Origin of the sequence: Streptomyces sp. NRRL B-1140, assembly GCF_001280065.1 — a bacterium.
Taxonomy (GTDB): domain Bacteria; phylum Actinomycetota; class Actinomycetes; order Streptomycetales; family Streptomycetaceae; genus Streptomyces.
In genome coordinates, this window is sequence record NZ_LGEA01000002.1 from 101,458 (window position 1) to 114,937 (window position 13,480).

At 74.0% G+C, this 13,480-nt stretch carries 9 protein-coding genes and 1 pseudogene; 2 read left to right on the forward strand and 8 right to left on the reverse strand.

The annotated features are described in order from the left end of the window. Positions 1 to 36 precede the first annotated feature (36 nt). Together ADK65_RS02430 and ADK65_RS02435 are read right to left on the reverse strand one after the other, a co-directional pair. Entirely contained in the window at positions 37 to 2,268 is a 2,232-nt protein-coding gene (locus ADK65_RS02430; RefSeq protein WP_053668107.1) for a serine/threonine-protein kinase, read from the reverse strand. Between the two features lie 61 nt (positions 2,269 to 2,329). Next, positions 2,330 to 3,178, reverse strand: a complete 849-nt coding sequence (locus ADK65_RS02435; RefSeq protein WP_053668108.1) for an oxygenase MpaB family protein — start codon at positions 3,176 to 3,178, stop codon at positions 2,330 to 2,332. Between the two features lie 172 nt (positions 3,179 to 3,350). On the opposite strand from ADK65_RS02435, the gene ADK65_RS02440 reads away from it, so the two are divergent. Beyond that, the gene (locus ADK65_RS02440; protein WP_053668109.1) at positions 3,351 to 4,862 is read left to right on the forward strand and encodes an ABC transporter substrate-binding protein; all 1,512 of its coding nucleotides are present in this window, start codon (positions 3,351 to 3,353) and stop codon (positions 4,860 to 4,862) included. Between the two features lie 5 nt (positions 4,863 to 4,867). Then, the gene (locus ADK65_RS02445; RefSeq protein ID WP_053668110.1) at positions 4,868 to 6,622 is read left to right on the forward strand and encodes an ABC transporter permease subunit; all 1,755 of its coding nucleotides are present in this window, start codon (positions 4,868 to 4,870) and stop codon (positions 6,620 to 6,622) included. 49 nt (positions 6,623 to 6,671) lie between these two features. Here the strand turns inward: ADK65_RS02445 and ADK65_RS02450 are convergent, their stop codons facing one another. From ADK65_RS02450 to ADK65_RS02475, 6 genes and pseudogenes are all read right to left on the reverse strand, one after another. Beyond that, a complete protein-coding gene (locus tag ADK65_RS02450; RefSeq protein WP_053668111.1) occupies positions 6,672 to 9,044 on the reverse strand; it encodes a glycoside hydrolase family 65 protein in 2,373 nt (790 codons plus the stop codon). Next, a complete protein-coding gene (locus tag ADK65_RS02455) occupies positions 9,041 to 9,916 on the reverse strand; it encodes a universal stress protein (RefSeq protein ID WP_053668194.1) in 876 nt (291 codons plus the stop codon). The genes ADK65_RS02450 and ADK65_RS02455 overlap by 4 nt, the downstream gene beginning before the upstream one ends. A gap of 131 nt (positions 9,917 to 10,047) precedes the next feature. Then, positions 10,048 to 10,725 (reverse strand): helix-turn-helix domain-containing protein, encoded by a 678-nt coding sequence (locus ADK65_RS02460; protein WP_053668112.1) that lies wholly within the window; start codon positions 10,723 to 10,725, stop codon positions 10,048 to 10,050. A 22-nt stretch (positions 10,726 to 10,747) separates the two neighbouring features. Beyond that, positions 10,748 to 11,821, reverse strand: a complete 1,074-nt coding sequence (locus ADK65_RS02465) for a zinc-dependent alcohol dehydrogenase family protein (RefSeq protein WP_053668113.1) — start codon at positions 11,819 to 11,821, stop codon at positions 10,748 to 10,750. A gap of 144 nt (positions 11,822 to 11,965) precedes the next feature. Then, a pseudogene (locus ADK65_RS02470) lies at positions 11,966 to 12,456 on the reverse strand (flavodoxin domain-containing protein). 97 nt (positions 12,457 to 12,553) lie between these two features. Next, entirely contained in the window at positions 12,554 to 13,435 is an 882-nt protein-coding gene (locus tag ADK65_RS02475) for a universal stress protein (RefSeq protein WP_078955781.1), read from the reverse strand. Positions 13,436 to 13,480 lie beyond the last annotated feature (45 nt).

Sequence of the window (13,480 nt, forward strand, 5' to 3'; positions counted from 1 at the left end):
GTCGGCCAGACGGCGCCTGCCCCCGTCCCGCCGGGGTCAGTGACCGGCCGCGGCTCGCTGCTCACGCAGGGCCGCCACTCTTCGGTACAGGGCCATGGCCTCGGTGCCGCGGCCGAGCTGTTCGAGGCAGTGGGCCTCGTCGTTGCGGCTGGCGAGGGTGTCGGGGTGGTCGGCGCCGAGGACGCGTTCGCGGGCGCCGGCCACGCACCGGTACTCGGTGAGCGCGTCGGCCCAGCGGCCCAGCCAGCCGAGGCCGACGGCGACCTCGCGGCGGCTGACCAGGGTGTCCGGGTGGTCGGGGCCGAGGACCTGCTCGCGGAGCGCGGCCACGTCACGGGATTCGGTCAGGGCCTCCTCCCAGCTGCCGAGCCGGCCGAGGTTGACGCAGATTCCGTGCCGGGCGCGCAACGTCTCGGGGTGGGCGGAGCCCTGGCTGCGGGTGCGGTCCGCGACCAGGCCGCGGTAGAGGTCCAGGGCCTCCGCGCTGCGGCCGAGCCGGCCCAGGCTGATGCCGATCTCGTGCCGGGCGGCGAGCGTGTCGGCATGGTCGGGGCCGAGGGCCCGGCCACGGGCCTCGGCGACGTCCCGGTAGATCTCCAGGGCTTCGGCCCAGCGGCCCAGCTGGCCCAGGGTGTAGGCGACTTCGTAGCGGGTGACGAGCGTGTCGGGATGGTCCGGGCCGAGCACGCGGGCCCGGGCTGCGGCCACCTCGCGGGCCATGCGGGAGGAGTCCTCCAGACGGCCGAGGCGGCTGAGGTTGAAGGCGAGGTTGTGGCGGCAGCGCAGGGTGTCGGGGTGGTCGGGGCCCATGAGCTGCTCGCGGGCGGTGAGCACCGAGGTGTAGACGCGGTGGGCGTCGAAGGGGCGGCCCAGCCGGCCGAGGACGTAGGCCATCTCCTGGCGTGCGGCCAGCGTGTCGGGGTGATCGGCGCCGAGGGTGCGGATCCTGGCAGCGGCGACGTGCTTGTACTCGCGCAGGGCGTCCGCGGCGCGGCCCGTGCGGCTCAGGGTGAAGGCGATCTCGTAGCGGCTGGAGAGGGTGTCGGGGTGGTCGGGGCCGAGGAGGTGTTCGCGTTCGGCGGCCACGGCCCGGTGCACCTCGCCCGCTTCCGTCCAGCGGCCGAGCCGGCCGAGGCTCAGCCCCGCGTTGTGCCGGCCGGCCAGGGCGGTGAGGACCTCGGTGGGCGGGGCGGGCCGCTGCGCGGGGACGGGTTCGGCGACGACGGGGCCGGTGGCGGGCCGTGCGATCCACTCGCCGGACAGCCCGGCCGCCGGGTCGGGTGGGGTGGTCCGCAGTCCCGTGCCGGTCGCCTTGTGGCCGGTGGTCATGCCGCGTGTCCAGGCGGGCAGCCGGGCCGGACCCGCCGGCTCGCCGGGAGCGGGGCGGGCCCCCACGACGGCGGGTGCGTACGCGGGCGCGGCCCGGTGGGCGCTGATCCGGCGGGCCAGCTCGCGGGCGTCGTCGGGGCGCTGCGCGGGTTCCTTGGCGAGCAGGTCCAGGATGATCCGCTCGAGGTACTCGGGCAGTTCGGGCCGGTGCTCGCGCGGCGGGCGGGGTGGGGTGTCGCGGTGGCCGACGAGGATCGCCCAGGCGTCGCCGAGGTCGAACGGCGGTACGCCGGTGGCGATCTCGTACAGCACACACCCGAACGAGTACAGGTCGCTGCGCCGGTCGACCTCGGTGCCGCCGATCTGCTCCGGGGACATGTAGTGCGGGGTGCCCATGGCGATGCCGGTGCCGGTCAGCCGTGAGGTGAAACCGATGTCGTGGCCGAGGCGGGCTATGCCGAAGTCGCAGATCTTCACGGTGCCGTCGCCGAGCCGCATGATGTTCGCGGGTTTCAGGTCCCGGTGGACGATGCCCTGTTCATGGCAGTAGGCGAGGGCGGCGGCGACCTGCTCGGCGATCTCCTCGACGTCCGCGACGGGCAGCGGGTGCTGCTTGTTGTCCTCCAGGAGCTGGCTGAGGTTGCGGCCGTCCAGCAGCTCCATCACGAGATGGAGGACGCCGTCGGACTCGCCGAAGTCGTGCACGACGGTGATGCCCCGGTGCTGCAGCGCGGCGGCCACCCGCGCCTCGCGGCGGAACCGCTCCCGCAGCACACGGGTGAACGCGTGATCGTGGTTCGGGCCCAGCGGTTTGAGGCACTTGACGGCGACGTGCCGGCCCAGGGACTCGTCCCGGGCCCGCCACACCTCGCCCATGCCACCCCGCCCGATCAGATCGAGCAGCCGGTACCGGCCCTGGATGAGCCTGTTGTCCCCCATCTCGCGCGACGCTCCCCCCGGTAGCTGTCCGCCCGCCCCTCGGCCCACCCAGTATGGCGGCCTATCGTCCGAGTTTGTACGGTGCGGGGCGGGCGTCGGGGCCGAGCCTCTCCATGGCGCGCAGGATGTGTTTGGGCGGGAGTTGCCAGCGCACACGTGCGGGAACGCGGCGCAGCAGGAGGCCTGCGAGGCGCAGTCGACGGGTGACGGCGGCCGGGGCGGGGGCCGGCCTGCCGTACAACTCGTGGGCGTACGGCGGCAACGAGGCGTACGCCAGGTGTGCCACGCGCCGCCACAGCACCTCGCGCGCCGGCACGAGGAGCGGGTGGGTCGGCGGGCGGAGCAGGAAGTCGTCCACCTCACGTGCCTCGGGACCCGAAGCCAGAACCGGGCGCACCTTCTCGAAGTACGCGGCCAGCTCGGCCCGGTCCCCCGGTACGGCGTCGGGGTCGAGGCCCACCAGGCGTGCGCTCTGCCGGTGTTCGGCGACGTAACGGTCGGCCTCCGCGTCGGTGAGCCGGAATCCTGACCGGCGCGCGACATGCAGGTACGAGTCGATCTCGGCGCAGTGCACCCACGTCAGCAGGGCGGGTTCGTCGACTCCGTAGCACTCACCGGTGTCCGGGTCGGTGGCGGTCAGCATGCGGTGGATCTTCCGGACCCGGGCCCCCGCGCGCTCCGCCGCCTCGGTGGTGCCGTACGTCGTCGTGCCGACGAAGCTCGCGGTGCGCAGGAGGCGGCCCCAGGCGTCCCGCCGGAAGTCGGAATTCTGCATGACCCCGCGGACCGCGCGTGGATGCAGGGCCTGGAGGTAGAGCGCACGGACGCCCGCGATCCACATCACGGGGTCGCTGTGGAGCTGCCAGGTCACCGATTCCGGACCGAACAGCCCCGGGTCCGCGCCGGTCATGCGCCTCACCTCCGCCCCGGCGGACACGATGACACAGGTCGCACAACAGGTCGAGAGGCTGTCCTCCGGACCACCGCCGCCTAGTGGTTGAGGATTCACCTACCCTGCGGGAGTTTGGTAAGCCTCGCCTTATATGCTGACGCCGCCGATCTCCCGCACGACAGGATCCGACATGCGCACCACCTCCCGCGGCCTCATAGCGGCGCTCACTCTCACCCCCCTGCTGGCCGGCTGCTTCGCGCCCGGTGAGAGCGACACCGGCGCGGGACCGGGCGGGCGGCTGCGGGTCGCGCTGGCCGTGCCGCCGGCGCAGGCGCTGTCCCCGTACAGCAACGACGCCACGGTGCTGAGCAAGCTGTCCGTCGCCGAAGGCCTCACCGCCCTCGACAAGAACGGCACGGCCAAGCCCGCCCTGGCGACGTCCTGGAAGCAGGACGACGACACCACCTGGACCTTCGAACTGCGCAAGGCCGAGTTCCAGGACGGCACCGAGCTCACCGCGCAGGCCGTCGTCGACGCACTCGACCACGCCGGCGCGGCCAAGCCCAAGCCCCGCGTCCTGAGCGACGTGTCACTGACCGCCAAGGCGGAGGACGCCGACACCGTCACCCTCACCACCAGGTCGCCCGACCCGGTGCTGCCGCTGCGGCTGGCCAGTCCCGCGCTGGCGATCCTGTCGGCGAAGGCGTACGCGAAGGACGGCGCCGTCAGCCCCGTCGGCACCGGCACCGGTCCGTTCGAGATCACCCGGCTGAACGGCAGGACCAAGGCGACGCTCGACCGCTTCGACGGCTACTGGGGCGGCAAGGCCGAGGCGCCCGGCATCGACGTCAGCTGGATCGCCGACGGGACGGCCCGTGCCAACGCGCTGCGCGGCGGCGAGACCGACATCGCCGAGTGGATCCCCACCGCCCAGGCGAAACTGCTCGACAGCAAGACCCGGCACGAGGTCCCCTCGGTGCGCACCGACAGCCTGATCCTCAACACCGGCAGCGGCCTGTTCACCGACGCCGGTCTGCGCGCCGCCGCCCGCGAGGCCGTCGACGGCTCCTCGCTGGTCGGCTCCGTCTTCGGCGGCTACGCCGACCCCGCCCAGGGCCTGTTCGGGCCGGCCGTCCCCTGGGCGGCCGGCAAGCGCGTCGCGGTGACGGGCCGAGCCGAGCCCGCGACCGCCTCCGAGGTGAGGACGGGCACCAAGGGCAGGACGCTGCGGCTGGCCACCTACACCAACCGGGCCGAGCTGCCCGAGGCGGCGACCGTGCTCCAGCAGCAGCTGGAGAAGGCTGGGTTCACCGTGAAGCAGGACGTGCGCGAGTACACGCAGATGGAGGGCGACCTCCTCGCCGGGAAGTACGACGCCCTCGTCTTCTCGCGGGTGACGCTCCTCGACACCGGTGACGCGGTCGACTACCTCGCCAGCGACTTCACCAGCGAGGGCGTCTACAACATCGCCGGCCTGAAGAACGCCGCGGTGGACAAGGCGATCCGGGCCGCCGCCGCGGAGCGGGACACCGAGCGCCGCCAGGAGAAGATCATGCGGGCGGAGGCGGAGATCCTGCGCACCGACGCGGTCGTGCCGCTGGTCCACGAGCAGGCCGTGCAGGGCATCGCGGACGACGTCGAGGGTGTGATCCTCGACCCGCGTGAGCGGTCCCTGATCGACGTCGACACCCGTCTGAAGTAACGCGCATGAGCCTCACGCACGCCTCAGCCGCCCGCTCGTCCCTCTGGACGGCGGCGGCCGGCCGTGTGCTGGCCGGTGCCGTCCTGCTGGGCGCGGTGGCCCTGCTCCCCTGGCTGTCCGGCGCCGACCCGGCCCGTACGGTGCTGCGCGCACGCTCCGCGGACCAGAACCCCACACCGGCTGAACTGGCCACCGTAAGGGAGCAGTTGGGTCTGGACGAGGGGCCTTGGGTCCATCTCGCGCACTGGCTGGGCGGCCTGCCGAGCGGGGACGCGGGCGTCTCGTGGGTCTCCGGCGCGCCGGTCATGCGGCAGGCGACGACGGCCCTGTCGGTCTCCCTGACGCTGCTGCTGGGCGCGTTCGCGGTCACCGTGCTGGTCGCCGGACTGGTGTGCGCCCGCACGGTGTTCCTCGGATCCCGGCGCCGGCTGCGGCAGGACAGGGCGGGCACCACGGCCGCCGTCCTCGCGTCGCTGCCGAAGTTCCTGCTCGCCTCGGTGCTGGCCACCGTGTGCGGGGTCTGGTGGGGGTGGTTCCCGTCCAGCGGATGGGAGGGGCCGCAGTCGATGGTGCTGCCCTCGCTCGCCCTCGGGATCCCGTCGGGCGCGATGCTCGGCGGCATGCTCGACCAGGCCCTGCCCGCCGCCTTCCACGAACCCTGGGCGCGCACCGCCTACGCCATGGGGCTGCCGGCCGGGCACATCGGCCGGGGCGCGCTGCGCCGCACCCTGCCCGGCCTGCTGCCCCAGCTGCTGCCGACCGTCGTGGCCCTGGTCGGCGGTGCGGTGGCCGTGGAGAAGATCTTCAACATCCCCGGTCTCGGCCGGCTCGCTCTGGAGTCCGCCGTCGCGCAGGACCTCCCGGTGCTGCAGACGGCGACCCTGGCCCTGGTCCTGCTCGGCGTCACCGCGGGCGTCCTGATCCGGGCCCTGCGCCACGCACTGCTCGGGCGGCCCCTGCGCGACGGCGCCCTGCCGGCCCTGCACCGGCCTCCGCTCACCGTGCCGCGCTCCCTGCGCCGGGTCACCGCGGCGTGCGCGCTCGTCCTGCTCGCCCTGGTGACGGCGGGCCTCCTGCGCGACCCCCTCCAGGTCGACACGGCGGCACGGCTGCTGTCCCCGTCTCTCGAACACCCCCTGGGCACCGACGCGCTGGGCCGTGACCTCCTGGCCCGGCTGGGCCACGGGGCGCTGCGCACGGCCTGGGTCGCCCTCGTCGTGACGGCGGTCAGCGCCGTCACCGGACTGCTGCTGGGCATGGCACCGAGGGCGAGCGCGGGCCCCACCGAGGTCGTGTCCACCCTGCCCGCCGTTCTCGCGGGTCTGCTGATCGCGGGCGTGACCGGGCCGTCCGTGTGGGGCGCCGCCTGCGCGGTCTGCGTGGTCGGATGGAGCCCGTACGCCGCCCAGACCGCGGCCCTGCTGGAAGAGGAACGCGCGAGCGGGCACATCGCCGCGTCCGTCGCGCTCGGCGCGGGACGGCTGCACCTCCTGCGCCGCCACCTGCTGCCCTCGGTGGTGCCGGCCCTCCTGCGCAACGCCCTGCTCCGGCTGCCCACGACCGTGCTGGTCCTGGCCTCCCTGGGCTTCCTGGGCCTGGGCGAACAGCCGCCCAGCCCCGAGTGGGGCCGCCTGCTCTCGGAGAACCAGCCGTACGCCGAACTGGCCCCCTGGACCGTCCTCGGCCCGGCCGCCGCGCTGGTGGTGCTGTCCGTCCTGGCGGTGACGGCCGGCGTGCTGGGACGGGCGAAGGGCGAGTAGCACGCGCACCTCGCGCGGGGGCGGCTCTCGCTGCGCCGGGTGAGGCGCCTCACCGGTGGGTGAGAACCAGCCGGCACGTCTCCCCCGGTTCCACTCCGACCGCCCGGTCGGGCAGCTCGACGTCGATCGGCGGGAGGCCGGACGGCGGCACGGCGATCTCCAGCCGCCCGCTCGTCAGCCGCAGCCGGATGCCCCAGTGGCCCTGGTAGCGGATGGAGAAGCCGTACGAGGACAGCTCCGGCACCGGCACGGGGTCCAGCCACAGTGACCCCGCACGGGTCTGAAGACCGGGCAGTCCCCGCTGGACCAGGTCGAGGGTGCCGGCCATGGCTCCCAGGTGGATGCCCTCGCCGGTGGTGCCGCCCTGCAGGTCGGCGATGTCGCCGCGCAGGGCCTCCTGGCAGTACCGCCATGCGTCGGCCCGCCGGCATCGCGCCAGGACCCAGCCGTGGACGAGTCCGCTGAGGGTGGAGCCGTGGCTGGTGCGGGCCAGGTAGTGGTCGACGGTGCGCCGCCAGGTCGCCTCGTCCAGCCGGTGCCCCAGGCGGCCGAAGAGGTGCTGGAGTTCGGACGGCGAGAAGAGGTAGCCGAGCATCAGCACGTCGGCCTGCTTGGACGCCTTGTAGCGGTTGACGCTGTCGTCCTCGGCCTCCAGGATCCGGTCCAAGCGCCGGATCTCGCCGTAGCGTTCGCGGTAGGCGTCCCAGTCGAGTTCGGCGAGGTCGCCGTACCCCTCGAACTGGCTGATGACATCGTCGTGGAACGGCACGTGGAGCGTGCGGGAGACCTCCTCCCAGCGGTCGGGTTCGCCGTCCTCCAGGGCGATGCGTTCGACGAGATCACGCCGGCGCGGTGCGGGCAGGGCGCGCAGCACCTCCCGTGCGCGGGCGAGGACCCAGGCCGCCGTGACGTTGGTGTAGGCGTTGTCGTCCAGGCCCGGCCGCTCGGCACCCGGGTAGGCGTCGTGGTACTCGTCGGGGCCCATCACGCCCCGGATGCGGTGCCGCCCGAGGTTCTCGTCCCAGGTGGCCGAGTCGGCCCAGAAGCGCGCGATCTGGACCAGGGTCTCGGCCCCCTTGGTGTGCAGGAACTCCTCGTCGCCGCTGGCCTCGCAGTACTGCCACACGTTGTACGCGATCGCCGACCCGACGTGGTGCTGGAGATGGGTGTGGTCGGGCAGCCAGCGGCCCGAGCGGGGGTTGAGGTGCAGGCGCTGGGTCTCCTCCCGCCCGTCGCTGCCGCTCTGCCACGGATACAGCGCACCCCGGCGGCCGGTGGCCCGCGCCGCGGCGCGGGCCCGGTCCAAACGCCGGTGGCGGTAGTGGAGCAGGGCCCGGGACACCTCGGGGAAGTGCAGGTTCAGATACGGCAGGACGAACAGCTCGTCCCAGAAGACATGGCCGCGGTAGGCCTCGCCGTGGAGCCCGCGGGCCGGTACCCCCACGTCGAGGTCGGCGGTGTGCGGTGAGAGGGTCTGCAGGACGTGGAAGAGGTGCAGGCGCAGGATGGCGCCCGCTTCGCCGGGGACGTCGATCTCGGCCCGGCGCCACAACTGGTCCCAGGCCGTGCGGTGTGATGCCAGCAGGCCGTCGAAGTCCGGTGCCGCGCCGGCCCGGTCCGCGGCTGCCTGCAGCGGGTCGCTGATCGCCGGATCGCGTGAGGTGTGCAGGGCGACGGTCTTGTCGACGGTGACGGTACGGCCGGGAGTGAGGGACAGCGTGGCGCGCTGAACGGCGCGTGCCGGTTCGTGCCCGTCCCTGATCGGTTCGGGGGCCGTGAGCCGGGCGGCCATGCCGATCCGGATGTCCGAGGTGCGGGTCCGGCAGCGCAGCCAGGCCGTGCCGGGCGCGGCGGTGCCGGTGTGCACATGGGTCAGGTGGCGGCCGTCCAGGTCGCGGTAGCGCGGCACCCCGGCATTGACGACCGCTCCGTCGAGCGCGGCCTCGATCTCCAGCTCGCCGGTGAAATTCTCGGCGGTGAAGTCGGTGCGCAGTGCCGCGAGGTGCGGATCGCCCATGTGCACCAGCCGTCGCTGCCGCAGGGCCAGCACCCGCCCGTCTCCGAGGGCGTACCGGGTGCCGCGCTCCAGCAGTCCCGAGTCCAGGCGCAGGGTCTGGCGGTGGTCGAGGACGGTCGCCGAGTCGGGGGTGAGCCACGGCTCGCCTGCCGGGCGGGCGCGCAGCGCAAGCCAGTTGGGGAGGTTGACCAGGTCCTCGTTCTCGACGCGGCGTCCCGCGACCTCGGAGGTGAGACGGTTGTAGCAGCCCGCCGCGTAGGTACCGGGATAGTGCACGTCGTCCGCCGCGCACTCGGGCAGCGCGCCGCGCGTGGCGAAGTAACCGTTGCCCAGCGTGCACAGCGACTCCCGCAGCCGTTCCTCCTCGGGGCGGTACCCCTCGTACTCCCAGGACCGGCCCGTCACGGGAGCTGCTCCCGCTCCACCTGCTGCGGCACGACGGCCACCGGGCACGCGGCGTGGTGCAGCAGCGTGTGGGCGACCAGGCCGAGCTGGAGCCCGAAGTGGCCCTGGCGGCGGCGTGCTCCGACGACGACCAGGTCGGCCGCGGCCGAGCGGTGCACGAGCACTTTGCGGGCCGGGCCCTCGACCGTGGTGCGGTGCACCCGGACAGCGGGGTGACCGGCCACGGCGACGCCGAGCAGGTCGTCGAGCTCGGTGCGGGCCCGCTCCTCGTGGTCCCGGCCGGATGCTTCGGCCGCTTCGTGCGCGGCGCGGCGCCATGCCCGGACCACGTCCAGGACGCTGCGGCGGGCCTCGGCCTCACGAAGGGCGAACCGCAACGCTTCCTCGCCGGTGGCGGGGCTTCCGGCGCCGAGCAGGATCCGCCGGTGGGTGCCCGCCAGGCCGGCCCGGTCGCCGCGAACCACGATGACGGGGCAGTGGGCGCGGGCCGCGACGGCCAGGCCGACGGAGCCGAGCAGCAGTCCCTTCAGCCCGCCGCGGCCCCGCGAACCGGTGATCAGCGCGGTGGCGTTGTTGCCCTCGTGCAGGAGGGCGTCCGTCGCGTCGGCGAGGAGGACCTCGGTGGACACCTTCACCTCGGGGTTGCGCCGCCCGGCGCGCTCAGCGGCGGAGGCGACGATGTGGTCGGCAAGCACGCGTCCGGCGGGGCGGTCCGGACCGATCGAGGGGATGCGGCCCTCGTACCTCTCCCACAGGGAGCCGTGCACCAGCCGCAGGGAAAGCCCGTGGCGGGCCGCCTCGTCCACCGCCCAGTCGACCGCGGGCAGGCTGCCCTCGGACCCGTCGACCCCCACGATCAGGGGAAGTTCCATCGTCATCGTTCCCACCGCCTCGTGCACGGCATGATGCGGACCCACTCTCACCGTCGCATCCGGGACAGCCGGGCGCGAGGGGCGACCACCTGGCCCCGGGCCTCTCAGCCGGGCATCGGGGAGCGGCGCGTTCAGACCACGGTGATCCGGCGCCCGGTGACGGTGACGGGCTCGATGCGCAGCCACAGGTCCCGCCGGCCTCCAGCCCAGGGGGTGCTGTGTGCCTGCTCTTCGAGACGGGCGGCCTCGTCCGGATCCGTCACGGTCGTCGCGGGCCCGCGCACCAGCACGCTCCAGCCTTCGCTGAACGCCTCGTCGATGCGGTCGGCCTCGAAGGCGACCAGGTGACCGTCGGCCTGTGCCGGGGTCGTTCCGGGCGCGGTGCGGAAGACGATGCCGCCGTCGACGACGCTGTAGTTGACCGGCACCACGACCGGCCCGGAGTCCGCGGAGACGGCGAGGCGCCCCACCCCGTGTGGGGCGAGCAGCGAACGGCACTCCGCTTCGGTCAGCTCCGTGAACCGGGGGGTGCGGGCGGCCCGGCCGAGGCCCGGAGGCAGCTCGGTGTCGCCACCGGTCAGATGCCACACGGTGGTCTTGAGCGCTCCTGCCAGCCGGAGGAGGGTGCCCGCGCCCGGATCGGCCGGCGGTCGCTCCTCGAGGTACTGCAGGTAGGCCGGCGACATGCCCGCCCGTGCGGCCGTCTCCTGCCGGCTCAGGCCGAGTTCGGTGCGCCGCTGGGCGATCCGCCGCCCCAGGTCGCCCATCGGGCGCCCTTCCCCGGCATGCGACGAGGCCCGTTCGGTCATGACGCGTCACCTCTCTCCTTCGTCAGGCCGCCCGGTAGGGGACGACCTCCTCGTGCGGCTCCTCGCCCAGCACGACCTTGAGCGCCCCGGTGTCGGCGGCCCGGGCGAAGACGTCGTACGCCTCCTCCATGTGGGTCAGCGGGAAGGTGTGGGTGACCAGTTGCCCGGTGGGCAGGCGGCCCGCCGTCGCCATCCGCAGCAGGGTCGGGGTGGAGTACGTGTCCACCAGGCCCGTGGTGATGGTGACGTTCTTGATCCACAGGTCCTCCAGATGGAGGGTCGCCGGTTTGCCGTGCACGCCGACGTTGGCGACGTGACCGCCGGGCCGCACCATGCGCGTGCAGACTTCGAAGGCCTCCGGTGTGCCGACCGCCTCGACGACGACGTCAGCGCCCAGTCCGCCGGTGAGGTCCGCGACCAGTTGTTCGGGGGCCTCCCGGGCGTCCGCCACGGCGTCCGCGCCGAAGTGCTTCGCCGCTTCCAGCCGCGCTGCGGCGAGGTCCACCGCGACGATGCGCTCAGGCGAGAACAGCCGGGCCGTCACGACGGCCGCGAGCCCGACCGGGCCGGCGCCGACGACGGCGACGGTGTCTCCGGGCCGCACGTGTCCGTTGAGCACGCCGACCTCGTAGGAGGTGGGGAAGATGTCGGCCAGCAGCACGGCGTCCCTGCCGTCCAGGGTGCTGGACAGCGGGTGCACGGAAAGGTCGGCGTACGGCACGCGGACGTACTCGGCCTGGGTGCCGTCGATCAGATGGCCCAGGATCCAGCCACCGCCGCCCCGGCACTGGCCGTACGTGCCCTCGCGGCAGGAGGGGCAGCGGCCGCAGGCGGTGATGCAGGAGACCAGAACCCGGTCGCCCGGCCGCACCGTGCGGACGTCGGCACCGACGTCGACGATCTCGCCGACCGCCTCGTGCCCCAGCACGGTGCCCGGACGGACCTCGGGGAGGTCGCCTTTGAGGATGTGCAGGTCCGTTCCGCAGATGGTGACGGCGTCGACGCGCACGATGGCGTCGGTCGCCTCCTGGACACCGGGATCGGGGACGTCCTCCCATGCTGACTGTCCGGGACCGTGGAAGACGTAGCCCTTCATGGCGGTACCCCCTGACTGGCGCGCGCGACGTGTCCTTTTTTGGCTCCGCAGTTCCAGCTTGGCTCGGATCGGTGGGACGCGCTCGGGCCGACCGGCCCCGGCCGCCGGCCCGCAGGGCCCGACAGGTGTGGATCGGCCCTCGCGTCACATCCGAGCCAGCTCGCGGCCGATCTTCGCCGCCCATGCCTCGTTCCGCTCGAAGTCGCGGAAGTCCCCGCCCTTTCCGTTGCGCAGGATCATCCGGGCGACCCAGCCCTTGGCACCCTCGCGCAGGCAGCCGCCGAAGGTGACGTGCTCCCTGACATCGAGCCGGGCCATGGCGCGCTTCACCCCCGGTACGGGCGGGATGTCCCGCTGCGAGGCCGAGGGGTCGAGCGGGCCGCTGCTGAAGAACCACAGCGGGCGCTCGGCCAGGACCTTGCCGTGGCTGCGGACGAAACGGCGAGCGTCCTTGTGCCGGCGGCCGGCGTACAGGCCGCCACCGACCACGACGGCGTCGTACCCCATCACGCCGGTCCGGCCGGGAAGGCCTCGGCCGTCACCCCCTCCTTGCGCAGGACCCTGGCGATGCTTTCGGCGATCTCCTCGGTCGATCCGTTCGTCGTCCCGTAGGCGACGAGCACGCTCGTCGGCATGACGGTCCCTCCTCTCACCGGGCGGCAGCGCCTCCCGGGCTCGGTGGAGCCGACGCTGTCCCGGACGGGCTGGGGTCCGGTCGGCCCGGGGCCGGAGTCACGGCTTCTCGGGGACGACCGCGACAGGGCACGCCGCGTGGTGCAGCACAGCGTGCGTGACGCGGCCGATGTGGAGGCCGAAGCGTCCGTGGGGCTGCCGCGCGCCGACCACGAGCAGGGCGGCATCCGCCGATGCGTCCCGCAACACGGTGCGGGGCTGCCCCTCGACGACCCGCGGGCGCACCTCGACATCCGGGTGGTCCTCGGCCGGCGCGCGCAGCCCGGTCTCCAGGACTTCGACGGCCTGCTGCCGCCGCTCCCCGGCCGGTTCGGCACCGGATCGGGGGTGGTCGGCGGGCTCGGACGCGGGACGGTGCCAGGCCCGTACGGCCTCGACCCGGGCCCCGCGCCGGGCCGCCTCCCGGAAGGCGAACCGCACCGCCGCCGAGTCCGCCGGCCTGTCGGGGACCCCGACGACGACGGGGCGGCCCCTTCGGCTCCCCGGCCGGTTGTCGTGATCACCGCGCACCACGATCACGGGGCCGTCGGCCCGCCCGGCGACAGCGAGGCCGACCGAACCCAGCAGCGCCTCGGCGGCGCTGCCGCGCCCGCGCGAGCCGAGGACCAGCGCCACGGCCTTGCCCGCCGCCCGGCGGAGTACGGGTACGGGGCCCTCGGGCACGACCTCGGTGGTGACCTTCAGGCCGGGCACCCGTGCCCGGGCCCGCTTGGCGGCGGCCACCGCGAGGACACCGGTGAGCAGCTGTTCCGACGGCGGCTCCCGGCCCGCCGGGAAGACCGCTTGCTCGTAGCGTTCCCACAGCGACGCGTGCACCACGTGCAGCGGGACCCGGCGCAGCGCGGCCTCGTCGGCCGCCCAGTCCACGGCCCGCAGGCTCGCCTCGGAACCGTCCACGCCGACGGCCAGCGGGTGCTCCACCACCCTCACCCCTTTTCGGCATCCGGTCCGTCCGTGACCATCCCC